This is a genomic window from Exiguobacterium sp. FD-YE-25-4, from assembly GCF_057004685.1.
The window spans coordinates 2,311,005-2,336,346 of sequence record NZ_CM168041.1 but is presented as its reverse complement, the minus strand read 5'-3'; the positions used below and the strand labels follow the sequence as shown (position 1 = coordinate 2,336,346).

The 25,342-nt window shown below is 54.9% G+C and carries 25 protein-coding genes; 18 read left to right on the top strand and 7 right to left on the bottom strand.

Translation table 11 applies throughout. The features are described from left to right. Positions 1–79: 79 nt before the first annotated feature. Positions 80–1,693, bottom strand: coding sequence for a C40 family peptidase (locus AC13H5_RS11980; RefSeq protein WP_483545834.1), 1,614 nt, complete (start codon positions 1,691–1,693; stop codon positions 80–82). A 279-nt stretch (positions 1,694–1,972) separates the two neighbouring features. Here AC13H5_RS11980 and AC13H5_RS11975 point away from each other — a divergent pair, with 279 nt between their 5' ends. After that, positions 1,973–3,826, top strand: a complete 1,854-nt coding sequence (locus AC13H5_RS11975) for a sensor domain-containing phosphodiesterase (RefSeq protein ID WP_483545833.1) — start codon at positions 1,973–1,975, stop codon at positions 3,824–3,826. A 196-nt stretch (positions 3,827–4,022) separates the two neighbouring features. Here the strand turns inward: AC13H5_RS11975 and AC13H5_RS11970 are convergent, their stop codons facing one another. Both AC13H5_RS11970 and AC13H5_RS11965 read right to left on the bottom strand, forming a co-directional pair. After that, positions 4,023–5,396, bottom strand: coding sequence for a sensor histidine kinase (locus AC13H5_RS11970; RefSeq protein WP_483545832.1), 1,374 nt, complete (start codon positions 5,394–5,396; stop codon positions 4,023–4,025). A gap of 13 nt (positions 5,397–5,409) precedes the next feature. Continuing rightward, complete coding sequence (locus AC13H5_RS11965) at positions 5,410–6,102, bottom strand: response regulator transcription factor (RefSeq protein ID WP_483545831.1); 693 nt, start codon at positions 6,100–6,102, stop codon at positions 5,410–5,412. Positions 6,103–6,210: 108 nt separating this feature from the next. Here AC13H5_RS11965 and AC13H5_RS11960 point away from each other — a divergent pair, with 108 nt between their 5' ends. The 4 genes from AC13H5_RS11960 to AC13H5_RS11945 all read left to right on the top strand — a co-directional run bounded on the left by AC13H5_RS11960 (position 6,211) and on the right by AC13H5_RS11945 (position 10,053). Further along, complete coding sequence (locus AC13H5_RS11960) at positions 6,211–6,969, top strand: ABC transporter ATP-binding protein (RefSeq protein ID WP_483545830.1); 759 nt, start codon at positions 6,211–6,213, stop codon at positions 6,967–6,969. Next, a complete protein-coding gene (locus AC13H5_RS11955) occupies positions 6,956–8,785 on the top strand; it encodes an ABC transporter permease (protein WP_483545829.1) in 1,830 nt (609 codons plus the stop codon). The genes AC13H5_RS11960 and AC13H5_RS11955 overlap by 14 nt, the downstream gene beginning before the upstream one ends. Before the next feature lie 13 nt (positions 8,786–8,798). Next, positions 8,799–9,143 (top strand): YxeA family protein, encoded by a 345-nt coding sequence (locus tag AC13H5_RS11950; protein ID WP_214754127.1) that lies wholly within the window; start codon positions 8,799–8,801, stop codon positions 9,141–9,143. 154 nt (positions 9,144–9,297) lie between these two features. After that, the gene (locus AC13H5_RS11945) at positions 9,298–10,053 is read left to right on the top strand and encodes a Fic family protein (protein WP_483545828.1); all 756 of its coding nucleotides are present in this window, start codon (positions 9,298–9,300) and stop codon (positions 10,051–10,053) included. 29 nt (positions 10,054–10,082) lie between these two features. Here the strand turns inward: AC13H5_RS11945 and AC13H5_RS11940 are convergent, their stop codons facing one another. Continuing rightward, entirely contained in the window at positions 10,083–10,523 is a 441-nt protein-coding gene (locus AC13H5_RS11940) for a MerR family transcriptional regulator (protein ID WP_034778934.1), read from the bottom strand. Between the two features lie 320 nt (positions 10,524–10,843). Between AC13H5_RS11940 and AC13H5_RS11935 the strand changes: the two genes are divergently transcribed. From AC13H5_RS11935 to AC13H5_RS11905, 7 genes are all read left to right on the top strand, one after another. Beyond that, the gene (locus AC13H5_RS11935; protein WP_029594867.1) at positions 10,844–11,056 is read left to right on the top strand and encodes a hypothetical protein; all 213 of its coding nucleotides are present in this window, start codon (positions 10,844–10,846) and stop codon (positions 11,054–11,056) included. Positions 11,057–11,124: 68 nt separating this feature from the next. Further along, positions 11,125–11,265, top strand: a complete 141-nt coding sequence (locus AC13H5_RS11930) for a YvrJ family protein (RefSeq protein ID WP_016510821.1) — start codon at positions 11,125–11,127, stop codon at positions 11,263–11,265. 27 nt (positions 11,266–11,292) lie between these two features. Continuing rightward, positions 11,293–11,505 (top strand): hypothetical protein, encoded by a 213-nt coding sequence (locus AC13H5_RS11925; RefSeq protein ID WP_058764453.1) that lies wholly within the window; start codon positions 11,293–11,295, stop codon positions 11,503–11,505. Between the two features lie 29 nt (positions 11,506–11,534). Then, positions 11,535–11,747: a DUF2922 domain-containing protein gene (locus AC13H5_RS11920; RefSeq protein WP_034778930.1), complete on the top strand. Its 213-nt coding sequence runs from the start codon at positions 11,535–11,537 to the stop codon at positions 11,745–11,747. 119 nt (positions 11,748–11,866) lie between these two features. Beyond that, the gene (locus AC13H5_RS11915; RefSeq protein WP_483545827.1) at positions 11,867–13,690 is read left to right on the top strand and encodes a methyl-accepting chemotaxis protein; all 1,824 of its coding nucleotides are present in this window, start codon (positions 11,867–11,869) and stop codon (positions 13,688–13,690) included. A gap of 188 nt (positions 13,691–13,878) precedes the next feature. Continuing rightward, a complete protein-coding gene (locus tag AC13H5_RS11910) occupies positions 13,879–15,582 on the top strand; it encodes a methyl-accepting chemotaxis protein (RefSeq protein ID WP_483545826.1) in 1,704 nt (567 codons plus the stop codon). 125 nt (positions 15,583–15,707) lie between these two features. Further along, positions 15,708–16,457, top strand: coding sequence for an SDR family NAD(P)-dependent oxidoreductase (locus tag AC13H5_RS11905; protein WP_214754121.1), 750 nt, complete (start codon positions 15,708–15,710; stop codon positions 16,455–16,457). Between the two features lie 49 nt (positions 16,458–16,506). On the opposite strand, the gene AC13H5_RS11900 is transcribed toward AC13H5_RS11905, so the two are convergent. Next, positions 16,507–17,391, bottom strand: coding sequence for a tetratricopeptide repeat protein (locus AC13H5_RS11900; RefSeq protein ID WP_235420215.1), 885 nt, complete (start codon positions 17,389–17,391; stop codon positions 16,507–16,509). Positions 17,392–17,515: 124 nt separating this feature from the next. Between AC13H5_RS11900 and AC13H5_RS11895 the strand changes: the two genes are divergently transcribed. Further along, on the top strand, positions 17,516–17,743 hold the full coding sequence (locus tag AC13H5_RS11895; protein ID WP_483545825.1) for a DUF3221 domain-containing protein: 228 nt from the start codon (positions 17,516–17,518) through the stop codon (positions 17,741–17,743). A gap of 19 nt (positions 17,744–17,762) precedes the next feature. After that, positions 17,763–17,927, top strand: a complete 165-nt coding sequence (locus AC13H5_RS11890; RefSeq protein ID WP_034778922.1) for a hypothetical protein — start codon at positions 17,763–17,765, stop codon at positions 17,925–17,927. A 12-nt stretch (positions 17,928–17,939) separates the two neighbouring features. On the opposite strand, the gene AC13H5_RS11885 is transcribed toward AC13H5_RS11890, so the two are convergent. After that, positions 17,940–19,190 carry a hypothetical protein gene (locus tag AC13H5_RS11885; RefSeq protein WP_483545824.1) on the bottom strand — a complete coding sequence of 417 codons (1,251 nt, stop codon included), beginning with the start codon at positions 19,188–19,190 and terminating at the stop codon, positions 17,940–17,942. Positions 19,191–19,352: 162 nt separating this feature from the next. On the opposite strand from AC13H5_RS11885, the gene AC13H5_RS11880 reads away from it, so the two are divergent. Genes AC13H5_RS11880 through AC13H5_RS11870 form a run of 3 tightly spaced genes read left to right on the top strand, consistent with a single transcriptional unit; the run spans position 19,353 to position 22,477 of the window. Next, positions 19,353–20,480 (top strand): AI-2E family transporter, encoded by a 1,128-nt coding sequence (locus tag AC13H5_RS11880; RefSeq protein WP_034778919.1) that lies wholly within the window; start codon positions 19,353–19,355, stop codon positions 20,478–20,480. 32 nt (positions 20,481–20,512) lie between these two features. Then, positions 20,513–21,682: a hypothetical protein gene (locus tag AC13H5_RS11875; RefSeq protein ID WP_214754115.1), complete on the top strand. Its 1,170-nt coding sequence runs from the start codon at positions 20,513–20,515 to the stop codon at positions 21,680–21,682. A gap of 15 nt (positions 21,683–21,697) precedes the next feature. Continuing rightward, positions 21,698–22,477 (top strand): VLRF1 family aeRF1-type release factor, encoded by a 780-nt coding sequence (locus AC13H5_RS11870; protein ID WP_483545823.1) that lies wholly within the window; start codon positions 21,698–21,700, stop codon positions 22,475–22,477. 96 nt (positions 22,478–22,573) lie between these two features. Here AC13H5_RS11870 and AC13H5_RS11865 read toward each other — a convergent pair whose 3' ends face one another. Beyond that, positions 22,574–24,625, bottom strand: coding sequence for an NlpC/P60 family protein (locus AC13H5_RS11865; protein WP_483545822.1), 2,052 nt, complete (start codon positions 24,623–24,625; stop codon positions 22,574–22,576). Positions 24,626–24,769: 144 nt separating this feature from the next. Here AC13H5_RS11865 and AC13H5_RS11860 point away from each other — a divergent pair, with 144 nt between their 5' ends. After that, positions 24,770–25,330, top strand: coding sequence for an AAA family ATPase (locus tag AC13H5_RS11860; protein WP_483545821.1), 561 nt, complete (start codon positions 24,770–24,772; stop codon positions 25,328–25,330). Positions 25,331–25,342 lie beyond the last annotated feature (12 nt).

Here is a 25,342-nt window from a genome sequence, read left to right as displayed (position 1 = left end):
CGTGTTCGAGTCTTTCGAGGGAAATCCTGCCCCACGAAAAAAAACCCGACAAAGGTCGGGTCTTCCAATGCGCCGAAGGTCACGGTCGTTTGTAGCCGATGACGCGTGATTTCCAATATGGCTCTTTGCTGATCGTGTTGTAGCCGAGTCCGTACGTCCCGGCATGGATGAACGTGTCCGAATCGATCATGATGCCCATGTGTGACGGGCCGGCCGTGTACGTGTTCTCGAAGAAGACGAGGTCGCCTGCTTTCGGGACGAACGTCTTGCTGAGCTGTGTTCCGAAATAAGACCCGGACCAATACGTGGCGACGTTCGTGCGGGGCACGCTGTAGCCTGCCTGATTGTAGGCGTAATAGATGAGTCCAGAGCAGTCGAACCCACCGTTGGCCGGGTTCGAGGACGCCCAGATGTAAGGCGTGCCGACATATTTCTTGGCGACCGCGATGGCGGCAAGACTCTTCGCTAGTCCGTCAGACGAGCCTGACGGTGCCGTCGTAGAACCTTTCGGCACCGCTTTGACGTATGACGCCGCGACGAAACCGGTCGTGTTGCCGATATAGATTTGATGCCAGCCGTTCGACGTTTGGACGACGCGGAGCGTCTGTCCGGCCGTGACACTGCCGATGACGGCAGAGCTCGTCGAGGCCGAGGCGCGGACGTTGAGCGATGGCGTATTGACGACATAGTCGAACGATTCGTTGCCCGCACCGCCATCTCCGGCGTTCGGAGTGACCGGCGCGCTCGGTGCCGTCGTCGTCTGTTTCAAGTAACCGGTGCTAACATAACCGCTCTTGCCGTTATACGTGACGTACACCCACGTACCGCTCTGTTTCGTCGCTTTGACGGTCGTACCGTTCGGGATGTTCGTGACGAGGGCGTAACCGATCCCTGGGCCTTTACGGACGTTCAAATTCGCCGTCGTGACGTAAGACTGGTTGATGCTCTCTTCTTTGATGGCCGGTTTCGACGGTGCGACCGGTTGGCTCGGCGTCGTTGGAGTAGTCGGTTTGACGGATGAATTCGTCAAGTAACCGTTATGTACCCACCCAGTCTTCCCGGCATAGCTGACTTTCGTCCAGGCACCGCTCGTTTTGATCGGTGTGAGCGCTTGACCTTTCGGGATAGTGACGAGTACGTCGTGCCACGTCCCTGCGGCGCGGCGCAGGTTCAAGTCGGCTGTCGTCACGGTAGTGTCGCTTGATGTGACCGGTGTAGAAGGTGTGGCCGGTTTGACGGATGCGGTCGTCAAGTAGCCGTTATGTACCCACCCGGTCTTTCCGCCATAGCTGACTTTCGTCCAGGCACCGCTCGTTTTGATCGGCTTGAGCGCCTGGCCTTTCGGGATCGTGACGAGCACTTTATGCCATGTGCCTGCGGCGAGGCGCATGTTCAAGGCGTCTGTCGTCACTTGCGTCGAACTTGACGTCGCCGTTGTAGCGGCGGGTTTTAATGTGCTCGGGGCGCTCCCGCTCAATTTGAGCGTTTGGCCGATGGCGAGACGGTCAGAGCTTAAGTTGTTGCTTGCTTTCAACTGGGCGACCGACACGTTATGTGTTTGGCTGATCGACCAAAGTGTGTCACCGGCACGGACGACGTGTGTGCTGGCTGCTGCGACTTCGTCGGCCTGGGCGATGATGCTTACGGCGGCGATGGCTGCGAATGAGTACATGAGGCCGGACTTAGGGGACATGGGGTCACTTCCTTCTCTTCAATTTCAATTGACAATTATCGACAGGTAAAACGATACAAGTTTATTGTAGGGTTTACACATACGGCAAGCAATGGTGGAAATGGCTCAATCAGTGGATTCCGTTGAAAATAAGGTCAATAATTTTGGGCGTGGACGAAGAAGAAGTACTAAAGAAACAGGGTAATCGAAAATTGACTTTCTGTTGAATTTTGGAAACCTATTTATATATCTTTTCGTGCTATCATGAATGCAAAACGTTTGAACGAGAGTAGGGGACTTATGAACGAGGGGAACAATTCATCACAAACATACCGACAACATCAAGAGAAACTGTTCGAACTCGTCCGGATGCCCGACGTGACGGAGGAAGCGGTGCGACAGACCCTTCATTACATGTGCGAAGTCGTCTCCGATATGCTCAACGTCGATACGGTCTCGATTTGGCATTTTGACGAGACGTACGCATCGATCAGTTGCCAAGTCGCCTATTCGAAAGAGAGTGGCCCGAGTGAACCGGCATTGACGGTCATGCGTGGGGACGCACCGGTCTACTTCGACGCCCTGCGGACGAACCGGGTGTTGCCGTTTGAGAACGTCCGGACCCATGAGTGGGTGAAGGACTTGTACCAGCAACATTTCGTGGAAGGGCAGCGGGTCTACTCGATGCTCGACGCGCCGATCTATGCGAACAATCGGGCCAAAGGGGTCATCTGTTGCGAGACGTTTGAGCCGCGGCAATGGACGTTCATCGAGGAATTGATTGTCAGCACGCTGTCCGATTTTATCGCCATCCTTTATCTCCGGCTCGACCGTCAAGAGATTGACGACCATCTCGCCAAGCTCGCCTATACGGATGAACAGACCGGACTCATGAACTTGAACGGCTTCATCGAACGGGTGGACGCGCTCCGGGAACAGACGCCGCATCAGCTCGGGTCATTGATTTATTTGCGGGCGGACGAGTTCCGCTCCGTCGAGACGGCGATCGGTATCCAACGGGCAGACGAGATCGTCATCGAACTGTCAGAACGAATCCAGCAAGTCGTCGACGTCTCGCTCTTGGCGCGGATTTCTCAATCCGGTTTCTTGCTATGGACGCCTTACGGGGACCGAATCAAAGTCAAAGGATACGCCGATTTGATTTGCGAGACGGTGACGAACGAGCCGTTCGCGGTCGGGGAACTCGATGTCGTCTTGACGATGAGCGCCTTCATCTCGATCGAGGACAAGTCACGTTCGACGCTCGAGATGATGGATACGACTCGGATCACGGCCAATGAGCGTCACGTGCAGCGTGGAGGGATCGCTTTTTACGAAGAAGAGATGAGCGAGAAAGCGACGGCACGCCTGACGCTTGAGATGAACCTCCGTAAAGGGCTCGCCTTGAACGAGTTCACACTCTACTATCAGCCGAAGATTGAAGCGGCGACCGAAAAACTGAATGGATTTGAAGGATTGATGCGTTGGATTCATCCGAAACACGGGTTGATCCCACCGCTCGACTTCATCCCGATCGCCGAGTCGACGGGCGTCATCATCGCCCTCGAGGAATGGGCACTCGCCGAGGCTTGCCGTCAGTTGAAAACGTGGCACGCCTCGGGACGGATGTATCAACTCGCACTGAACTTGTCGGCTCGTCATTTTCTATCGGACGGGGTCGTCGAGAAGTTGGGCCAAATCGTCAAAGAGATGGACGTCTGTCCGAACTATTTGACGTTCGAGATCACCGAGAGCGTCGGGATGGAGAATCAACAGCACGTCATCGAACGCTTCATCGCCTTCCGGGAACAAGGGTTCTCGATCTCGATTGACGACTTCGGGACCGGATTCTCGGCGTTCGTCTATTTGAAGCACTATCCGATCCACGAGATCAAAATTGATCGTCAGTTCATCCAAGTGACGGATAACGACCCGACCGGCAACGTCATCGTCCAGTCAATCATCGAGCTCGCTCGCGGGCTCGAATTGAAGACGGTATGCGAAGGTATCGAGACGCCGGAACAGCTCGACACGCTCCGTTCGCTCGGCTGTGACGAGATGCAAGGGTATTACTTCTCGCGTCCGCTCCCGATCGACGAACTCGAGATGTGGATCGAGGACTATGAAACGACAAAGAAGGATTCGCTCCGTTGAGCGAATCCTTCTGAATGGACCGTAGACATATCAAATGTCTGCGGTTTTTGTTTGTCCGCCCAGACACGACTCGCTTTTCTGGGGCAATCAGGGGGCCGCACCGCGACTTTGTCGCTGCTGGGTCTCCCTTTGCTTGCTAATCCCCTAGAAGTCGATCCGTTTCCTTGGTCGGGCTAGCTGTCTGTAATTGATTGTGTCATGCTGGCAACTCGATGCGAATCGTCGTCCCAGACCCGCGTTCACTCGTCACCGTGACGGTGCCGCCGTGCGCTTTGATGATGTCCCGGGAAATGGCCATCCCGAGCCCGCTCCCGAGCGCATCGGTCGTGTTCGTGCCCCGATAGTAGCGCTCAAAGATGTACGGGAGGTCCTTCGCATCGATGCCGGTGCCATCGTCTTGAATCGTGATCGTGTCGTGCGCGACGGTGACACGGACCGCGACCGTGTCGTCGTTATGGAGCAGGGCGTTATACAAAAAGTTGAGCAGCGCCCGCTTCATGAAGTGCCGGTCGATGGCGCGCGTGGCCGCATCCGTGCTCGCGAATGAGATGTCACGCTCAGAAAACCGGGCATCGTTCAACACGTCGATGACGAGCTCACGGACGAACGGCTCGAGTCCGGTCTCAATCGTTTCGAGCGGGAAGTCGCCGTGCTGGAGCCGCATCGTCAAATTGAAGTCGTCAATCAGTTCTTTCATATACAAGGCTTGGCGTTCGATGACCTCGGCGTATTGGATTCGTTCCGCTTCCTCGAGGTCACGATCGTCGAGCAGCTCGGCGTAGCCTTGGATCGAGGCGAGCGGCGTCTTCAAGTCGTGCGAGACGTTGCTCATCCATTCTTTCCGGCGCAGCTCGAGTTCTTCCCGTTCCGACTCGTACGTCGTCAGCGTCTCGGACACGTCGTTCAAGTTGGCGAAGACGGGCCGATATATACCGGGACGTTTCGGTTCGACGGTCGAGAAATCACGCGCCTTCAACTGGGCGATCCGTTCGGTCAATCGATAGACGGGTTTCGTCAAAATCGAGCTGAAGGCGAGTCCGATCAGCGCGGCGACGGCGAGATCGACGATGAGCAAGATGAGTCCGGCCTTCGACAAGTAGGCGAGCACGGACTGGGGATCGATCATCGTGACGATGCGGCCCTCGGTCGCCTCGGGAAAGCCGACGAGATAGCTGTAGTCCTCGAACTCGCCGATGAAATAGAGGACGAGGTCGTCGTCCTTATATTTATAGATGTGAATCAATTCGATTGGCGAGTACGCGTCCGGTGCCGTCGTCGGCGCATCGATGTCACTGACGACACGGCCCGACTCGTCGAGCACTTGCAGGAAGGCGTTGTTTGCCTCGAGCGCCCGGACCCCGTCCGGACTGACGACCGGTTCGCCGTCCTCGAGCGTCATATATTGGTTGAACGTGCGTGTGAACGTCTCGCCGGAGTTGCTCTCGACGTCATCGATGCCGGTCCGTTGATTGACGAGGAGTGTCACGAGGATGACGACGTTCAAGATGACGACGATGGCGACGATGGCCAGGATCGACACCAAATAGTTGCCGGTCAGTTTCCATTTCACGTGTGAGCGCCTCCTATGCCTCGAACTTGTAGCCGAGCCCTTTGACCGTCTTGATGTAGGTCGGTTGGGACGGGTTCGGTTCGATTTTTTCTCGGAGTCGGCGCATGTGTACCATGACCGTGTTGTCGGCACCATAGAAATCTTCGCCCCACACTTGCGTGAACAGCGTCTCTTTACTGAGGATTCGGTTCGGATTGCGCATGTAGCAGGCGAGCAAGCCGACTTCTTTGGCCGTCAGCTCGAGCCGGATCCCGTCGCGATCCACTTCGGTGCCGTCCGCGTTCAAGCGGAACGGGCCGACGACCGTATCATTAGGGAGCTCGGGTGCGTCATAGAGCGAGACGCGACGGAGCTGCGCCTTGACACGGAAGGCGACTTCTTTCGGGCTGAACGGCTTCGTGATATAGTCGTCGCCGCCGATGGCGAGGCCGAGAATCTTGTCGACCTCGTCGGATTTGGCCGACAAAAATAAGATCGGGATGTTCGACGTGTTCCGGATTTGTTGGCATAGCTCGTAACCTTCGCCGTCCGGCAACATGACGTCGAGGATGGCGAGATGGGGTGCGAACGCCGTGAACGTTGCGAGTCCGTCTCGAATCGTGTGGGCCGTCCGAATCTCGCGGAAGCCTTCTTTCTCTAACGCTTTTTGGATGAGCGTACATAAGTCTCTCTCGTCATCGACGATTAAGATACGTGGTTGTTCCATGATCATCACCTCTCGTTCAAGCATAACATTTAAGCTTTTTGTAAGGTACGCGTGATTTTCAGTTAAGGTATGGCTTGTATCGTTGTATTCAGAAAGAGGTGCTGAACAATGAATCCATTACTACAAGTTGATGCCATTAAAAAAACATACGTGACCGGGGGCAACGCCTTCCATGCACTCAATGGGGTGTCGTTCACGATTGACCACGGCGAATTCGTCGGGATCATGGGGCCGTCGGGCGCCGGGAAGTCGACGCTGTTGAACGTGCTCGCGACGATCGATACGCCGACGGACGGGGACATCCTCGTCGACGGCGAGAATATCGCCAAGCTCGAAGAAGAGGCGCTCTCCGACTTCCGCCGCGACCATCTCGGTTTTATTTTCCAAGACTATAACCTGCTCGACTCGCTCACGGTCCGGGAGAACATCTTGCTCCCGCTCGCCGTCACGAAGACACCGGTCGAAGAGACGCGGTCGCGCGTCGACGCGCTCGCAAAACGATTCGGGATCCAAGCGATCCTTGATCAATACCCGTACCAAATCTCGGGCGGTCAGAAACAGCGGACGGCGGTGTGCCGCGCGCTCATCTCCAATCCGAAGTTGATCTTTGCCGACGAGCCGACGGGTGCGCTCGACTCGAAGTCGGCGACGGATCTGCTCCAGACGCTCGCCGGGCTGAACGAGGCCGAGACGACGATCATGATGGTGACGCACGATGCCTACGCCGCGAGTTTCTGTCGCCGGGTCCTCTACATCCAGGACGGACGGTTGTCGAAAGAACTGATCCGCGGCACGACGTCGCGCGACGCCTTCTATCAGACGATTCTCGACGAGCTGAAGGGCGGTGCGTCCGATGACGCTGTTTGATTTGGCGAAGAAGAACGTCGCCCGGAACTTGTCGCGCTATGCACTCTACGTCGGGACGACCATCTTTTCGATCATCATCTATTTCACGTTCGCGACGCTCAAACATAGCGACGAGATCAGCGGCATGGCCGAGACGTCGGGACAGATCCGCAGCCTGATGAGCGCCTCGACGTTCATCTTGCTCGTCTTCGTCGCCTTGTTCATCGCCTACTCGAACGCCTTCTTTTTAAAAGGACGGAAACGCGAGGTCGGGCTCTATTCGCTGCTCGGGGTGCGCAAGAAACAAATCGGGACGCTTCTTTTGTTCGAGAACCTCGTCATCGGAGCGGTGTCGCTCCTCATCGGGATCGGACTCGGTCTGCTCGGTTCGAACGCGCTGTTACAGCTGTTGCTCCGCTTGATGAACAGCGATTTGTCGATTGGCTTCACCGTCTCGACGTCGGCGCTCATCGAGACGACGCTCGTGTTCGTGGCCATTTTCTTGTTCACGTCGTTCCAAGGCTATCGGGTCATCTATCGCTTCAAATTGATCGAGCTGTTCCATGCCGACCAGAAAGGGGAGGACGTCCCGGAAGCGAGCCCGTTCATGGCGCTCCTCGGGGTGCTCGTCCTCGGTGCGGCCTATTGGCTCGCCTTGCAAGACTTGGCGACGTCACCGCTTTGGGGATACCTCACAGCAGCGATGCCGCTCCTCATCATCGGTCTCACAATCGTCGGGTCGGGCCTATTGTTCCATAGCGTCCTCATCTTCATCCTCGGCCGCTTGAAAGCGAATGAGCGTTGGGCGTGGCGTCGGCTCAACTTGTTGACGACGTCACAGCTGTTATACCGGATCCGTGGCAACGCGAAGACGCTGACGCTCATCAGCATCATCAGTGCGACGGCGATCACGGCCGGCGGTGCCATCTTCAGCGTCTATTATTACGCCGAGCAACAAGTCACGTCGTACGCCCCGTACACGTTCGCCTGGCAAGGGGAGACACGTGACATCGACGCCGACGTGCTCCATCAGACGACGGTCCTCGAGAAGACGGTTCGTGTCGCTGGAGAGATGGGAGAACGCGAATATGGCGTCATCGACGAGTCGACGTTCCGTGACGTCGCGTCCAATCTGGGCTGGGATACACCTGAAACGCTAGCCTCCGACCAGGTCTACTTGATCGATCCGTTCTATGACGAGCGGTTCTCAGAAAACGTGACCGAGATCGAGCTTGATGGCGTGACGCATGAAGTCGCCTCCCGCTATGAGGAGACACCGCTCAACGTCATGACGTTCGGTGGCTTGCTGCTCGTCACGCCGGACGACGTGTTCACGGCACTGCCGGGAGAGGCGTTGGCGTATCAGGCCGTCTCGGTTGCCGATTATAAAGAGCAGACCGCCTTATCCGAGTCGTTGTCGATTGAGGCGAACTTCTCGAGCGCGACAGCGTTGTATAGCGAGGCGATGGCCGTGCACGGCGCGCTGTTGTTCGTCGGCAGCTTCCTCGGACTCGTCTTCCTCGTCGCCACCGGCAGCATCATTTATTTCAAGACGATGACCGAGGCCGAAGAGGACCGGGCCAAATACGCGGTGTTGCGGAAAGTCGGCATCTCGAAGCGGGATGTGAAACGGACGATCCGTCAACAGATTGCCGTTGTGTTCCTGGCGCCGTTCTCACTCGGGATCGTGCACGCCTCGGTCGCCCTCGTCGCATTCTCACGATTGCTGGCGATGGATTTCACGTTGCCGGTGCTCGTCTGGATGGGTGTGTACAGTGCGATTTATGCGCTCTACTACGTGTTGACCGTACGTCGGTTCACGAAACAAGTGATATGAAGGAGAGAACATCATGAAAAAAGGAATCATCGCGAGCCTCGCGCTCATCGTCGTCATCATTGGGCTCGTCAATATCGATTGGCAACGGATTGGGAAGGATCATGTCTATGTGCAAGTCGGGGAGGTCACGGAAGTGGAAGAGACGACACTCGACTCGGGTGACGTCGTCCGCCGCTACGTCTACTCGACGGAAGCGTTGACGAAGGACGGGGACTCGCAAGCGGTCACGTTCACGGCGGCGAAAGAACTTCGGAACGGGGCGTACTTGAAGCTGTACGTCAAAAATAAAGATGAGGTTACGTCATACGACGAAGTGTCTGTCGCGGACGTCCCCGAAGCGGCACGAGAGAAGTTATAAAAAATAAAGCACGATGCATAACCCGTCTGTGGGAATTGAGGTGTCGTGCTTTTTCGCATGTGTCATGAATTGGGGCGTCCCATCGAAATCGACTTGCTCTGGGTAACAAGCGTATAATAGAATCACTAACACTTTAAGAAAGGAAGCGGGCTATATGTTTGAGCAACTGACGAATAAAAAAGAGCAACTAGATCAAAGCCGACCGCTGCCGACGTATACGCTTCAAAGTTTGAGAGCAAAACTCTTTTTAGAATGGACATACAACTCGAATGCCATTGAAGGAAATACGTTGACAATCAACGAGACCAAAGTGGTGTTGGAAGGTATAACGGTTGGCGGGAAGACGATGCGAGAACATCTAGAAGTGATCAACCACCAAGATGCCATTTCCTACGTAGAAGAAATTGTTCGACGTGAAGAGCCGCTGACGGAGTGGCAAATTAAAAATTTGCACCGTCTCGTCTTGAAAGGCATTGATGATGCGTATGCAGGCGTCTATCGGGATCAGCAAGTGTTTATTGCCGGAGCCGCTCATGTGCCGCCGCCTCCTTATCTCATTCAAGAACAGATGGAGCAGCTGATAAATTGGTATGAAACAGAGACGAATACGATGCATCCAATTGAACGGGGTGCTTTATTGCATGCTAAGTTCGTGGGGATTCATCCGTTCATTGATGGAAATGGTCGTACGTCTCGGTTATTGCTCAATTTGGAGTTGATGAAGTCCGGTTATCCGCCTGTCGTCATCAAAGTCGAAAATCGCCTGAGTTATTACAATGCGCTAAATCGGGCGCATACGACAGAAATGTACAACGACTTTATCAATCTGGTCGCTACAGAGGTCGAAACATCGCTTGATTTGTATTTGAGCGCCATCGCCCCTCGTCCATCCAAAAACAGCCCTTCCTGAATCGTCAGGAAGGGCTGTCTCATGTCCGCTCATTCATGCGGCAGTTTGGTTTTTAATTCTAACTGGAGTATGTACGCCAATTCTTTATGGGCCAACTCGGAGAAGTTCGTCTTTTTGACGTGTGTCCGGGGCCGTAGTCCGCATTCCAATGCGATGTCGACGATAGTCCGAATCTGATTTTCCGTATAGAAGCGCTTGCGTCCCATCGTGAACGGGGTCGGTGGCAAGACGCCGTCGGTTTCCCATTTGATCAGCTGTTGCTGGCTACGGGGAATCCCGGCGACGTGAAACGCACGGCTCAGTTCTTTTAGTGGATAGACGGTCAATGGGCGTTCGTTGTACAGGAACGGCTTCGCGTTTTCAGGGCGATAATCATCCCAGTCGGTCGCGTAAAACGTCAGGTCGGTATGGTCGAAGTCGAGTTGAGCGGAAGGAATAGAAGTGTTGAGTGCGAAGTCTAAGCTGTTCATCTAGAGTATCTCCTTCTTCAAGTCAAACTGGTCATTTCGAAAATGCCCTCCTCCGTATAGTACCCCATTTTCAAGTAATTAACTGTCAGTTTTTTCAAAGTGGGGAAATGAATTCGTGGGACTTTAGGCGTGTTTTCAAAATTCGGTTGACGCCTATTAAGATACCCTAATTGGTATGTAAATTCAAGGAATAAAGCCGATTCGAGACGATGAATGCGCCTTCATTCAGAATGGGTCTATAGTCGTTACAAAAAGGTAACAAGGAAATATGAGCAAACATTCACCAACTTCGGTTAATAGGGGCGAAGGAGGTGAGACATATGGCAGTGTATCGAGAATACGCAAGCGTCTTTTATCTTGACACGAAGCGGCTCGTTGACGGCAAAGAAAAGCGTCAGCTCGTCCGGTTCGGTCCACTCGGTGCGCGGATGGAGACCGAGGAGATCAAGCAGTTCGGTGATCTGTTGATCCCGCTTCTTGCGGTCGAATCCGCCGCATACGTCGTGTCGCGTGAGTTCCACGTGACGTTCTAATTGGAGGAACCCCTGATGCGTGTATTAAAGCGTTCCGCCGGAGCCTGTTCCGATGAGCAGGTGGCCGCATGAGCTGGCCCGAACTCATCTCGAATCTCGGCTTCCCGATCGTCGTCTCGCTCTATCTGCTCCACCGGATTGAGACGCGCCTTGAGCGCATGATTCAATTGCTCGAGCGTCTCGACTCGACCTATCCATCCGAATCGTAATCCATCCCTGAAAGGAGCCATCCCCCCATGGCCGTATTGACTGAAAAGAAAGCGACGCTCGTCTTGACGACGCACCATGATTTGAACAGCTTGAAACCGACGAAGAAAACGCAGCGCTTCGGTCCGATCCGGGCGGCGCTCACGGCTGATAACGCCGAGGCGTTCGGCCACCTCATGCTCGACTTGACCGAGCAAGAAGATTTCACCGTGTCGGTCGTTCGCGAATACGATCTCGTCTAATCACACCCACATCCAAGGAGGACTAACCCATGACTGAGACTAAAGTAGAAATCGCATTTTTGGATATGTTCAATAAAGTATCACGCTTCCGTTTGAATAACGTGAAACAACCGGTCGATCCGTTAAAAGTTCAAGCACTCGCCGACTTCATGGTCGCCAACGACCCGCTCGGCAAGAGCGTCGTCAAATGGACAGAAATCAAGATGATTGAAGGCACGCAAACCGTGTTGAACGTCCAATAACGAATCAAGAGATGACTGAGTTTTCAGTCATCTTTTTTTATTTTGGTCAATTTCCTTTAGATTCCTCGACGTCAAGACGATATAGGAAGAAACGTTGCACGCGAGAGGGGAAAATACATATGTCAGTGAAACAGAAGTGGAAGGCGTTGCGGAACCGTTTGAACGTCCGGCGCTTTCAATGGAAACCGAAGTGGCGAAAGTCGAGCACGCGTGAAGGGAAGCGGGTGACCGGCAAGAACCTGACCATCCGTCAAAAGCTGTGGGGACTCGTCATCCTCGCGCTCCTCATGGTCGCAGGGGTCGGCGGCTATTCGCTCTTGTCGCTCGCCGATGCGAACCGGCAAGGCGATGATATCGTCAACAACTGGAGCAAAGGGCTCGACTACGCCCATGAACTGAACACGCTCGCGGCGAACTATCGCGCGCTCGAACTCGAACACATTGTGACCGACGACGCGGCCGCGAAAGAAGAATTGATGACCGAGATGAAAGACATTCGGACGCGCATCAATGAGATCGCCCCGAAATACGAACAGACGGCGACGGGCGAGACAGACAAAGAGCTGTTCGCCAACTTCAGTCGGCAGTGGGAGATGTATCAGCGTGTATCGGACAACATGCTCATCTTCAGCACGTCCGGCAATAACGGCATGGCCCGTTCGTATTATGACGCCCAGTCACAATCGACATACGATAACTTCACGCAACGCCTGAACGAACTCGTTGCTTATAACTCGGAAGGATCAGAACGCGTCGGCGCCGACATGGAACGCGAGTTCGGGCAGTCGCTCATCGCACTACTTGCGGTAACGATCGGAGCGTTCGTCCTTCTCTTGTTCCTCGGACTGAGCTTATTGCGCTCGATCATCAAACCGATGCGGGTGCTCCAAGAGAAGTTTGACGAATTGGCCTCGCAAGGCGGCGATTTGACGATGGCCATCCCGGTCACGTCGAACGATGAGATCGCTCAAGTGAGCCGCTCGTTCAACACGTTCCTCGCCACGCTACGTGACATCATGGTCGATGTCGACAAGACGGCGAAAGTCGTCCTCGTGTCGTCGAAAGAAGTGGCGACGGAAGTGACACAATTGAGCCGTTATATGGAAGAGACGTCAGGCACGGTCGAAGAATTGACGGCCGGTATGGAAGAGACGGCCGCGTCGTCGCAAGAGATGAGCGCGTCGACGACCGAGATGGGCAGTTCCATCGATACGATCGTCGACTTGTCGAACGAGAGCGCCAAGACAGCGAGCGATGTCGAGCGTCGGGCCCATGCGCTCCGTGAGCAAGCCGTCGCCTCGAAGACGGAAGCGAACGCCATCATCGACAAGAAGCGCATCGAGCTCGACGACGCCATCAAAGGGGCGCAGTCGGTCGAACAGATCCGTGTCTTGACGAGTGCCATCTTGACCATCGCCGACCAGACGAACTTGCTCGCCTTGAACGCATCGATCGAGGCGGCCCGGGCCGGGGATGCCGGTCGCGGCTTCGCCGTCGTCGCCTCGGAGATTCGTAAGCTCGCCGAGAACTCGCGCCAGACGGTGAACGAGATTCAAGCGGTATCGCATACGGTCATCGACTCGGTCGCCCGGCTCAACACGAGCTCGGCTGATATGTTGACGTTCCTCGATACGAAAGTGCTCGCCGATTACGACCGGCTCGAGGAGTCGGCCACGCAATATGAAGCGGATGCGACCGTATTTGGGGAGACGGCACAGACGTTCGAGACGAACGCGCTCCAACTCCGCCATATGACCGACAGCATCCTCCACGTCATCCAAGAAGTCGCGACGACCGTGACGGAAGGGGCGGACGGGACGCAATCGATTTCGGAGAAAGTCCAACTGTCCGTCGAGCGGTTCAACGACGTCCAAACTCGGATGCAGGAAACCGAACAACAAGCGATCGAACTTTCGAATCGCGTGTCACAGTTTAAACTATGATGCTAGACCGTAGCCCACAGCTACGGTCTTTCTTGTGGCAAAAATGTGGAATGAAAACTAGGAAATGAGGTCAATGTTCAAATAAATGTGCGAGAAGATTGGAAAACCGGTTCCGACATCCGATAAAACCCATGTAGTTCCAAAAAAAGAGAAATAGAGGTGGGGGAGGACACGGTCCTCGAAGGATTATGAAACGATTCAATCAACTGTCATTGACTCAAAAATTATTTAGCGGCATCGGATTGATTTTGCTGTTTGTCACTGTCGGCATGGGTTATAACCTATGGACGTTGCAAAATATGACGACCCAGTATGAAGACATGATTCGTCATGACGTCATGAAGATGAAAGCTGCCGACGACTTGTCGCTCGGCATGACGCGCCAAGCCTACGGTGTACGAGGATATATTCTCGTTCAAGATGAAGAGCGGCGCGAACAAATCGAACGAGGTGGCAAAGAGAAGAAAGAGGCGCTCGAACAATTGCTCGCACTCGCGAAGACAGAAGCTGAAAAGAAAGAGTTCGAGAGCATGCTCTCCTACGCCACTGGCTATGACGATTTGGCGCAAGAAGTCATCGTCGCGGCTGATAATCAAGACCAGGACAACATCGACCGATTGACGCTCCGCCTCATGCCGGACGTGACGGCATCGATTACAGAGACAGGCGAACGGCTACAAGCAGAGACGGAAGCGACAATCGTCGAGAAACAACGAGAGCTCGAGCGGCTCGGCGGACAGGCGTTCCTTTACTCGACAGGGATTGCCCTCCTCATCTTGCTGCTCACGCTCGGGGCCGGCTATATGCTCCAGCGCATGGTGACGGTCCCGCTCCGTCAATTATCGGACGAGGTCGGCATCGTCGCCGACGGTGATTTGACACGCGCTGACCTTCAAGCGCTCACGCGCGATGAAATCGGCGAGCTCATGCTCGGTTTCAACCAGATGAAAGGCAATCTCCGCGAACTCATCGACGAAGTGAGCCGGAACGCCCAAGAAATCACGGCGCAGTCGGAAGAACTGTACGCGAGCACGGAAGAGATGTCGTCGCAGACAGAGGAGACGACGCGGATGATTGAACAAGTCGTCGGTGAGACGGTCAACCAGGCGGCGGCTGCCTCGAAGAGCGGACAGGCGGTCGCGGCGGCCGACGAAGGCGTCGAGCGGATCGCCACGTCGATCGGGACGATCAGTCAAGACGTCCAGACGAGTCTGAAGCTCGCCGAACGCGGGGAACAGACGATTCAACAAGCGAAGCAAGAAGTGCTCGCGCTCGAATCGGAGACGGTCGTGACCGGCCAGTCGATCACGGCGTTGAAACAACAGTCAGACGAGATCGCCCTCATCACCGAGGTCATCCAGTCGATCACCGACCAGACGAACCTGCTCGCCTTGAACGCGGCCATCGAAGCGGCCCGGGCCGGGGAACAAGGGAAAGGCTTCGCCGTCGTCGCCGAAGAAGTGCGGAAACTCGCGGAACAGTCGAAACAATCGGCGTCCCAAATCGCCGGCTTGATCGAATCGATTCAAACGCAATCGAATGCGGTGCTCGAACGTCACGCCATCAGTGCCCGCCGCGTCGAGACGAACACGGCGTTGCTTGAAGAAGCGACGGCGTCGTTCCAACAAATCGTCGGACAATTGCACGCCTCGGTCGAGAACACGGAACAGATTCGGGTCGCCTCGAGCGAGATCGCGACGACGACGAAACAAGTCGCGACAGCGGCAATCCATATGGCGAGTGATAGTGAAGGCACGGCCGAGACGATGCGTAGCGTCGGTGAGACGGCCGACGCCCAGCTCGCGATGATTCAAGAGTTGAACGGTGTCGCCGAGTCGCTCGGCAATATGACCGGAGACTTGCAGACGCTCATCGGGCGTTTCCAAACATAAGACGGACCGTCCTTTCCCGTTCAGGGGAGGACGGTTTTTGCGTGTTCCAAGGATTGAGTGGGCAGGGTTAGGGGAATTGCGGAAAAGAGACAACATCTCGATCACAGTGAAAAGGGGACAGGATTATGAAATATACCGTCATCACCGGGGCAAGTTCAGGCATTGGCTATGAAGCGGCGAAACAATTCGCCAAACAAGGGAAGTCGCTCGTGCTCGTGGCGCGTCGTCACGATGAACTCGAGAAGCTGCGGAGTGAGATCAAATCGATTTCACCGAAGAGTGACGTCATCATCAAAGCGAAAGACTTGTCTTATAGCGAGAACGTGTACGGATTGTATGAGTCACTCGCCGATCTCGATATCGAGACGTGGGTCAATAACGCCGGGTTCGGGGACTCGAATCTCGTGAAAGACGTCGAGGTCGGAAAAATCGAGAACATGATCCGCTTGAACGTGGAGGCGTTGACGGTGCTCTCGAGCCTATACGTCCGCGACTATCACAACGTCGAAGGGGCGACGCTTGTGAACGTCGCGTCTGTCGTCGGCTATCACATCGCCAAAAAAGGCGTCACGTACAGCGCGTCGAAATTCTTCGTCAGTGCGTACACGGAAGGGCTCGCCCGAGAGCTCATGAACGACGGGGATAAGCTGCGGGCGAAAGTGCTCGCACCGGCCGCGACGGAGACCGGCTTTGCGAACCGTGCCCGTGAAGAAGAGGACTTTGATTATAGCCAAAACGTCGAGAAGTATCATACGGCCGAAGAGATGGCCGAGTTTTTGCTGCAGTTGCTCGAAAGCGACCAGGTCGTCGGCATCGTCAACCACGAGGACTACTCGTTCGAGTTGCGCGGACCGATTCATCCGTATATGGGATAAAAACAAGGGGTCCAGTCACCGACATGCGGTGGCAGGACCCCTTGTTTGTTTACGACGAACGCATCGAGTCCCCGTAACCCCCGGTCAAGCGGTGCGTGAGCCGGTGGTACCAGTAGCGAAGACGTAAGCGATATACATACAGTCTGGACGTGTTCGGCAAGACCACGTTGTCGATATAATCGGCGAACATGGCGCGGAACATATGGTCCTCACTGTCGTCATATGTCGCACTCCACATGCCGTGCTCTTCGACCTCGAGCAGCATCGCGATCGTCTCGTCATCGAGCTGATGATTGTCTTCCGGCAACCGCTTGACGAGCATCTCGACCCGATGGCTACAGATGGACGCATAGAGCGAGTGGGCGCGCGGGTTGCGCGGGTTCGCGTTCAAGTACCCGATGGCCACCTTGAGGAGCTCATCGTTCATCTCGAGCGGAATCTCATCGAACGCTTGGAAGAATTCGAGAAGCATCGGCACGGTCTCTTCGTTGAACCCGGCGAGCCGGACGTAATGCATCAAGTGGAGACCGGCCTCCCCGTAAAACTTGCGGTTGAAGTAATGGACGGCAATCGCGCGTTGGACCATCGGCACGTCCGGATAGCGTTCGACGGCGCGAAGGAAATGCTGCTCGGCCTCGAACGTGAAATTCGTATCATCGCTCAAGAGGCCATGGAGGCAGTGGATCATGTAATGGTCGCCTTTTTCGCCCGCGGCTTCGAGCACGGCGCGGGCCCGGCCGAATTCGCCTTCGCGGATGAGCGGATACGCCCGCATCGCCGGGAAGAACGGGTCCTCGGGAAAGTGCGTCTCGCCGCGGACGATGAGCGACTCGATGGACTCGGCGTTATAATCGTCAATCAGTTCTTCAAGGAGCATCATCTCGAGGAAGGTGCGTTGAAAGTCTGGATGGTGTAAATCGATGGTGTGTTTCATGAGGGTCCCTCCCAAGTTCATGAGTGTGGCTTCATTATACCGAGCAATTGGACGGACGAGTAGATTAATTTCAAAAAATGGGAAAAGAAAAGGGAAGGATTTCCGAGGAAATGGAGGAATGGAGATGGTCACATTCACAGGGTATATCGTCGAGCTCGAGCCAACGCGGATTCGAGTCGCACCGAACTTGGATGCCGAGCCGTTCGATGGGATCGTATTTCACTGGGAAGAGCCGCTTCGAGAGGACGAGACACCGCTCGCCGTCGGGCAGCGGGTGCGCGTCGAGCACGATGAGAAGATGACCCGCTCGCTGCCGCCACAGGCGACGGCGCATCGAATTGATGTGCTATGATGAGGCTGAGGTGAAACAAATGGGACAGTCGAATTTTTTGTGGATGGGCGTCGTCATCGCCATCAGTGCGCTGATTGTCTGGTTGTTGCAGGACGTGATGCCGTTTTGGATGTTGTCGATCATCCTGCTGTTGTTCGGGGCCGCGGTCGGCAACGTGCAGCGACGCTCTCGAAAAGACACATGAAAAAGCACGTCATCATTCAGATGGCGTGCTTTCTTCGTCTTCTGCCGGCTCGTCCGGGACATCCTCGGTCGCGTCAGTTGCGTCCGGTTTCTCCTCGGTGACGGGCGGTGGTACCGGTTTATCGGTCTTGTCTTGTTTCGGCTTTGTGTCGGGCTGATCTGTCTTTGGTTTTGTGTTCGGTTTGTCTTGCTTTTTGACCGGTGCCGGTGCTTCCGCTTCTTTCTCCTGAGCGGCTGGCTTCTCTGGCTCGACCGGTTCCGCCGGTTCGGTCACAGGGACGTCAGGTTCGGTCGGTTGTTCTGTGACGGGAGGCGTCTCAGGTTCTTCGGCCGGTTGTTCCGGCTCGGCTGGTGCTTCCTCTTCGACCGGAGCCGGTTCTTCTGCTGGCTCCTCGGTTTCAGTTGGAGCTTCGGGAGCAGCTTCTGGTTCCGGTGTCGGTTCGGGTTCTGGAGCCGGAGCGGGTTCTGCCGGGTCCTCTCGTTTTGGGACCGGTGTGATCGGTGCGACCGGTGCCAGTTCAGCGGCCGGCGTACTGCGTTTTTTCGTCGGGGGCGGGGCCGGCGTGTCCGACTCGAGGAACGACAACACGTCTTGTTCGAACAAGGCGACCGGGAGCGTCTTCGTCACCAAATGGATGCCGAGCACCCGGCCATTGGCCGTGACGATCGGACTGCCGACGGCGCGGTTCGGTAAATCGAATTCCCGCTTATAGCTGTCTTCTTCGAACGTGAGCGTTCCTTCGATCTGCTCGTCCGGCGCGAGCGTTAACACCGGCTCGTCCGGTCCGACAATCGCGTGGCTGAACGAGAACGGTGTCGCCTTCACTTTCTCGATGCGGATGACGGCGATGGCGTCGGTCCGCCCGACGACGGTACCGTTCACGGTCGCGTCACCTTGTTTCAATGTGACGCGAGTGATGCCGGCGACGTTATGGGCCGCCGTCAATACGTCTTGCGGGCTAATCAAAAAGCCGGAGCCCGTTCCAATCGTATATAAGCTATCTTGCAACGTCTTAAGGTCGACGGTGGTGGCCCCGTCGGCCGAGACCGTATCTTCGGTGATGTTTAAATCGACTTTGTCGGCGAGCGATTCACTCGAGCGCGGAGTGTCGGTGAGATAGGCGTTCGTTAAAAACGAGACGAACGCGATGAGTGCGATGACGATAGGGACAGCAATCCATTTTAAGCGACGCGGGCGATGGCCACACGTCGGACAAACAGTAGTTTTCGAGCGGGTCTTCGCTCCGCAGCGTGGACAAGTCACGGGATGACACCTTCCTTTATAAACATAGATGATATGCCTATTCCTCATATGAAGCGGGGGTAAACAAATATTTGTCGGGGGCACATACAAAACAGGTAGGTGGACTGAACTTGTTCAAAACGGGAAAGAACTAATGTAACGTTTCAGAAAGGGGAAACCGACATGCAGCCCTTTTGGACGACCCGTGCGTTTCGTAATGGGATTTGGGTGTTGCTCATCTTGACGATCGTGTTCATGGCCAAGCAAGTCGAGTTCTTGTTTTATCCGATTGGAATCTTTTTCGCCACTGTCCTGACCCCGTTTTTATTCGCCGGCATCTTGTTTTATTTGACGGTCGGTCTCGTCGATTGGTTGGAACTGAAGTTCAAGCGCCGGTCGCTCGCGATTTTGGCGATTCTACTCTTGTTGCTTCTATTGACCGTCGTATTCGTTCTGACGCTCGGTCCGCTCATCACGCGGCAACTGCTCGCCTTGCTCGATACGTTCCCGCGCTTCGCCGAAGAGAGTTATCGTCAATTCCTGTTATTGTACGCTCGCCTCGAAGAGTACAGTTGGTTCCGTGAGTACGCCGAACAGAACGCGACGTCCGTCGAGACGTGGGTGCGCCAATTGGCCGATGCGCTCGGAGTCGTCATCGGTTCGGTCGCCGGGTCGCTCGGCCGTCTGCTCGCCCTCATCGTCTCCGGACTGTTCACGTTGTTCATCGCCTTGTTCTTGTACGTCTTTATGTTGATTGACGGCGGTAAGCTCTCGAGCGCAATCGTCCGCTGGATTCCACCGACATATGAACAGGACGCCCGTCACATCCTGCACGACATGCACGAGACGATTAAACGCTACGTCCGGGCCCAGCTCATCGTCTGTACGTTCGTCGGTTTTTTCGCGACAATCGCTTTGTGGTTGCTCGACGTCCCATTCTTCCTGCCGCTCGGTCTGTTCATCTTCGCAACGAACATCATCCCGTATTTCGGCCCGTTCCTCGGGGCCGCACCCGCCGTCCTGATCGCGTTCATCGATGAACCGGTCAAAGCCATCTACGTCATCATCGCCATCACCATCGTCCAACAACTTGACGCCAACGTCATCTCACCGCTCGTCCAAGGCAAGTCACTTCGTGTCCATCCCATCACCATCACGCTCGTCCTGCTCGTGGCGGGGCGTCTCGCCGGTATCGTCGGTATGTTGCTCGCCGTCCCGCTCTACGCCGTCCTCAAAGTCACGTTCCTCAACATTCAAAAACTATATGCGCTCCGTAAACAGTCGAAGTACTCCGGTGATTCAACTCGTTGATGTAGGACTCAATCCTGAAAGGGGATTCCGGCATGAACTCCTTACTCGCCTTCACGATCGTCATGCTGATTTGGACGATTAGCGACTATGTCTCAAAGAAGACGAAAGCGCTCCTGTCGTCTCTGTTCGTCGCCTCGGTCATCTTTCTCATCGGGTTCAAATCGGGATTATTCCCGGAAGATTTGTTGCCTTCCTCTTCGTTACTGACGCTCGGTCAGACGGTCGTCGGTCTCGTGATTGTCCATCTTGGGACGCTCATCAGCCTCGATGAGTTCAAACGACAATGGAAGACGTTCGTCATCGGGGTGTCCGCTGTCCTCGGGATTGCTGCTTTCCTATATGGCATCGGTCAGTTTTTCCTCGACACGAACTACGTGCTCAGTGCGATCGCAGCCATCAGCGGCGGAACGATCTCCATCATCCTCGTCCAAGACGCGGCCGTCAATGCCGGGCTCGTCTCGGTCGCCGTCTTCCCAGTGTTGATTGCGGCGACGCAAGGGTTGATCGGGTTCCCGCTCACATCGATCATCCTACGGAAAGAAGCACGTCGCATCCGGACGGCGCATCGCGACGGCACGCTCGTCACACCGGAAGAGCACGCGGTCGTCCATGACGAGACAGACGATTCGATTTTACCGGCCGCGTTTCATACGACGGCGGGGACGCTGTTCGTCATGGGGGTTGTCGTCCTCCTCTCGACCGTCTTGAGTGGCTGGACGAACGGCTACTTGAACACGTTCGTCATCGCCTTGATTCTCGGGATTGTGTTGCGCCGCTTCAAGATTTTGAAAGCGAACGCGTTGAACGGGATTGATGCCTATGGTCTCATCATGATTGCGATTCTTCTCATCATCTTCGGTCCGCTCGCGACGCTGTCACCGAGTGCTTTGTTCGAGTTGATTGTCCCGATTACCATCTCGTTCGTCCTCGGGGTATCTGGATTGCTGTTGTTCGCACTCATCGTCGGACGCTTCCTTGGCTATTCGAAAGAGATGTCGATGGCAATCGGGTTGACGGCGCTGTACGGATTCCCGGGCACGCTCATCTTGAGTGAAGAGGCCGCGAAGAGTATCGGGGAGACGGAAGAGGAGGTGCATATCATCGAGGATGAGATTTTACCGAAAATGATTGTCGCCGGGTTCTCGACGGTGACCATCACATCCGTGTTCATCACGGGGATACTTGCTGCTTTCATTTATTAAGAAGGAGGAGACAACATGGCATTATCAACTGAACTAGGCAAAATCAAGCAACTTCACAATACGGAGGCGGGGGTGCTCAGTCTGTACTTGAGCACGAAACCGAGTGAGCTTGGCAAATGGGAGATCAACTTGAAAAACGAGTTGCGCCGGCTCGAGCAAGAAGTCGAGGCGAGCGGAGATGAGGCGAAACGGAAGGCGTTCAAACAGCTTCGCGAACGGGCCGAGCGAGAAATTTTAGGGAACGAACATAAGCTGTTGCGCAGCATCGTCTTATTCGCGGAAGGGAATGACGGCTTGTTCGAACTGCACTTCCTACAGCTCGATGTCGATAACGAGTTTCATTACGGGGACAAACCGAACTTGGATCAAATCGAGAAGCTCGACGCCGAGTTCCCAAACACGGGTATCTTGCTCGCCCAGCTTGACAGCATTACGGCATATGACACCAGACTCGGTGAAGTCGAGGACGTCGTCGTGTTCGATCTTGATTTAGACACTGACCAATGGAGACGCTATCAAGGGCGCGGTGCGGGCGGTAAGGCTTCATCGAGCAGCCAAGTGGATCAATTCGATAGCCGGAAAGAGAACCAAATCCATCAATTCTATCGGGACATCGCCGAAGAGATTCGTAAACTGCATAAGCATTACAAGTGGAGTGAGGTCGTCATCATCGGCCAAGATCGGAGCGCGAACTTGTTGAAAGATGAACTCGGACTCGACGTCGAGCGGGTTGTGAACCGGAACTTAGGACATGCCGAGGAAGAGGAGGTATTGCGGAGGGCGTTTGAAGCGTGAAGAAAGTGAGCGACAGGACATTGGTACTTCTGAAGTAGGCGCCCATCGTGTCACCAAAAAAACGCCTGACCTCATAGGAGGACAGGCGTTTTTGAATTAAAGTGATTTGTAGCCGAGGAAATGAGGGCGCCACTGCGGATCATGAATCGAGTTGATTTGGAGCATCTCACCACCCGCATGAATGAACGTCTCTTTGTCGAGCATGATGCCGATATGAGATGGTCCGTTGCGATACGTCCCGTGGAAAAAGATGATGTCGCCTCGTTTTCCGCTCGAAATATTCGTCCGGCGGTTCTTGAAATGGTTGCTTTGCCAATAACCGCTCACGTTCGTCCGTCCGCCGACTTTACCGGCTTGGTTGGTCGCGTAATGAATGAGTCCGGAACAGTCAAACCCGCCATTGAGCGGAGACTGCGAACCCCATGTGTACGGCGTCCCGAGATGTTTCGCAGCCGCCGCAATCATGCGCTCGGCTTGTGTGTTGCCACGTGACGCGAGTAACGGGTCCGATTTCATACGGATGTCCTGCTTCTTCACGTAAACCGGTCGCCAACTGTCTTGAATCAAATACGAATCGCCGTGAAGGGACCGCGGATAGACCCGTCGGTTCGAGTCGAGGTACCCGATCGGTTTCGTATCGTACGGATTCGCATAGAACGGTGTGCGTTTGAACGTGTGATAATGCGCTTTGACGTTCACGCTTTTCGCCGCGACCGCCTTCGGTTTCGTCTTGGCAATATACGGGTTCAAGACATATACTTTTTTACCGGATGCGAGCCGGACTTGCCAAAAGTCGTCATCGATCGAGCGAAGCCCGACGAGCTTGGCGCCGCGTGCTAACTGTCCGGCTGGACGAGTATAGGCGATATCGTTCGAGAAGTACGGTGTCCCGCTGAGTTGGGTGTAGAAGACGGTCCCGACTTTCGGTTTCGGAAGCGGCTTGTTTAGACTCAAGTACGCAGTGGCGACGAAACGATAGCTCGTCCCAATTTTGACGCGTGTGTAATGTCCGCTCGTACCGTATGTCTCAATCAACCGTCCGCGATTGAACTCGGTCACTTGTTTAGAAGACGTGGACGCGGCCTGATATACCTCGACCTCATCGAACTTGACGTAACGTTTACCTGTCGTGTCATAGAGCGGCGGCTTCTTCGTGCTCGTCAGGCTGGTTGCGACAAAGCGATATTGTCCGCCCGTGAACACGCGCGTGTACTTCCCGTATGTCCCATAAATGTTCACGAGTGCTCCGCGCTTCAACGTCCCGATTTGTTTGAACGATTCGCTGTAAAGAGTGGCGTTTTTTGTGATGTAGCGTTGACCGGTCTTCAATGGGGCAGGTTTGGTCGTGCTCGTATGACTCGTTTGAACGAATCGATACTGCCCGCCTGTGAAGACGCGCGACCGACTCCCGACTTGTCCGTAAATACTGATGCGTTGACCTCGCTTGACCGTCCCGACACGAGTGGATTGGGTCGCATCGGCGTACAAGGACGTATCTTTTGAGATGTACCGTTCCGTCGTTTTGACGGGGCGACTTGAAAGGGCACGCGCCGGTACATAGCGATAGCGGTCACCCGATTGGATGCGGAAATATCCGTTCGTTTGTCCGAACACGGTGATGGTTTGTCCGAGTGGCAATTGCCCCACGACGGGACCCGTGCGCGGCGATGCATACAAGTCAGTCTTCGATTTCACATAACGTGTTTCCCCAAGAAGTGGAGGCGCCGTATCGGCAAGCGCAGCACGTTGGACGAATCGAGCCGTCTCGCCGACGACGCGCAGGAGTGTGGTCTCGTCCCCTAAATCGTAGACGCTCACGGTCGCACCGTATGATAAAGACTCGACCGCATTCCCTGCTTCATCCAGCAGGTTCGTTTCAGCGATGACGGTTTTCGTGACCGGTTCGGCGAGGACTTCGTTCGGGACGTACCCGGTTTGTTCACCTACTGATACGAGGGCGTGGGTATCGGACCTATCGAAAACAGTGACGGCTGTGCCTTTCGGTAACACGGTCAAGCTATCACTGTCTTCCATCGATACGAGGAGTGGTGTGTCGACCTTGATTAATAGGACGGTCGCTTCTGCGGAGACGGAAGCCACCAAGAAAAAGCTGAATAAGACAAGCAAACTGAATACGCGTTTGTACATTATGTAGCACCTCAAGTCTATAGTTTCATCTGTTATTATATCGACTTAGAAAAGGAAAATGTTAGAAAATGAGGTGGGATATTGTATCTTGTCTCCGATATGGCATGCTAGAATAACAAAAAGCATCCGGAAAGGAGGGCAATCATGAAATTTGTAGTCTTATTTGGTCCACAAGCCGTCGGCAAGATGACGGTCGGGCAAGAGCTCGCACGAATCACCGACTTAAAACTGTTCCATAACCATATGACGATTGATCTCGTCAGTCCGTTCTTCAGTTACGGGACACCGGAAGGGCGTCGGCTCGTCCAGCTGTTCCGCCATGAGCTGTTCGACGCGGTCGCGAAAAGTGATTTGGACGGGATGATCTTCACGTTCGTCTGGGCGTTCGATTTAGAAGAGGACTGGGCGTATATCAAACAAGTGACCGACCTGTTCGAGTCGAACGGGGCCGACATCTATTACGTCGAGCTCGAAGCGGACATCGAAGAGCGCCTCATTCGCAACCAAACGGAGAACCGGTTGACCCATAAGCCGACGAAGCGGGACATCGCCTGGTCGGAAGGTGAGTTGAAGCAGACGGCGACGCTATACCGATTGAACTCACAAGACGGGGAACTCGACGTCGACAACTACTTGCGCATCAACAACACACAGCTCGATGCGGCGACGGTCGCCGAACGAATCAAACAACATTTCCAGCTATGACGAAAACGAGCC

What these genes read in the sequence shown, in the direction of transcription:
- AC13H5_RS11980 (WP_483545834.1), bottom strand. Translation starts at nt 1,693, where the DNA reads ATGTCCCCTAAGTCCGGCCTCATGTACTCATTCGCAGCCATCGCCGCC.
- AC13H5_RS11975 (WP_483545833.1), top strand. Translation starts at nt 1,973, where the DNA reads ATGAACGAGGGGAACAATTCATCACAAACATACCGACAACATCAAGAG.
- AC13H5_RS11965 (WP_483545831.1), bottom strand. Translation starts at nt 6,102, where the DNA reads ATGGAACAACCACGTATCTTAATCGTCGATGACGAGAGAGACTTATGT.
- AC13H5_RS11960 (WP_483545830.1), top strand. Translation starts at nt 6,211, where the DNA reads ATGAATCCATTACTACAAGTTGATGCCATTAAAAAAACATACGTGACC.
- AC13H5_RS11955 (WP_483545829.1), top strand. Translation starts at nt 6,956, where the DNA reads ATGACGCTGTTTGATTTGGCGAAGAAGAACGTCGCCCGGAACTTGTCG.
- AC13H5_RS11950 (WP_214754127.1), top strand. Translation starts at nt 8,799, where the DNA reads ATGAAAAAAGGAATCATCGCGAGCCTCGCGCTCATCGTCGTCATCATT.
- AC13H5_RS11945 (WP_483545828.1), top strand. Translation starts at nt 9,298, where the DNA reads ATGTTTGAGCAACTGACGAATAAAAAAGAGCAACTAGATCAAAGCCGA.
- AC13H5_RS11940 (WP_034778934.1), bottom strand. Translation starts at nt 10,523, where the DNA reads ATGAACAGCTTAGACTTCGCACTCAACACTTCTATTCCTTCCGCTCAA.
- AC13H5_RS11935 (WP_029594867.1), top strand. Translation starts at nt 10,844, where the DNA reads ATGGCAGTGTATCGAGAATACGCAAGCGTCTTTTATCTTGACACGAAG.
- AC13H5_RS11930 (WP_016510821.1), top strand. Translation starts at nt 11,125, where the DNA reads ATGAGCTGGCCCGAACTCATCTCGAATCTCGGCTTCCCGATCGTCGTC.
- AC13H5_RS11925 (WP_058764453.1), top strand. Translation starts at nt 11,293, where the DNA reads ATGGCCGTATTGACTGAAAAGAAAGCGACGCTCGTCTTGACGACGCAC.
- AC13H5_RS11920 (WP_034778930.1), top strand. Translation starts at nt 11,535, where the DNA reads ATGACTGAGACTAAAGTAGAAATCGCATTTTTGGATATGTTCAATAAA.
- AC13H5_RS11915 (WP_483545827.1), top strand. Translation starts at nt 11,867, where the DNA reads ATGTCAGTGAAACAGAAGTGGAAGGCGTTGCGGAACCGTTTGAACGTC.
- AC13H5_RS11910 (WP_483545826.1), top strand. Translation starts at nt 13,879, where the DNA reads ATGAAACGATTCAATCAACTGTCATTGACTCAAAAATTATTTAGCGGC.
- AC13H5_RS11905 (WP_214754121.1), top strand. Translation starts at nt 15,708, where the DNA reads ATGAAATATACCGTCATCACCGGGGCAAGTTCAGGCATTGGCTATGAA.
- AC13H5_RS11900 (WP_235420215.1), bottom strand. Translation starts at nt 17,391, where the DNA reads ATGAAACACACCATCGATTTACACCATCCAGACTTTCAACGCACCTTC.
- AC13H5_RS11895 (WP_483545825.1), top strand. Translation starts at nt 17,516, where the DNA reads ATGGTCACATTCACAGGGTATATCGTCGAGCTCGAGCCAACGCGGATT.
- AC13H5_RS11890 (WP_034778922.1), top strand. Translation starts at nt 17,763, where the DNA reads ATGGGACAGTCGAATTTTTTGTGGATGGGCGTCGTCATCGCCATCAGT.
- AC13H5_RS11880 (WP_034778919.1), top strand. Translation starts at nt 19,353, where the DNA reads ATGCAGCCCTTTTGGACGACCCGTGCGTTTCGTAATGGGATTTGGGTG.
- AC13H5_RS11875 (WP_214754115.1), top strand. Translation starts at nt 20,513, where the DNA reads ATGAACTCCTTACTCGCCTTCACGATCGTCATGCTGATTTGGACGATT.
- AC13H5_RS11870 (WP_483545823.1), top strand. Translation starts at nt 21,698, where the DNA reads ATGGCATTATCAACTGAACTAGGCAAAATCAAGCAACTTCACAATACG.
- AC13H5_RS11865 (WP_483545822.1), bottom strand. Translation starts at nt 24,625, where the DNA reads ATGTACAAACGCGTATTCAGTTTGCTTGTCTTATTCAGCTTTTTCTTG.
- AC13H5_RS11860 (WP_483545821.1), top strand. Translation starts at nt 24,770, where the DNA reads ATGAAATTTGTAGTCTTATTTGGTCCACAAGCCGTCGGCAAGATGACG.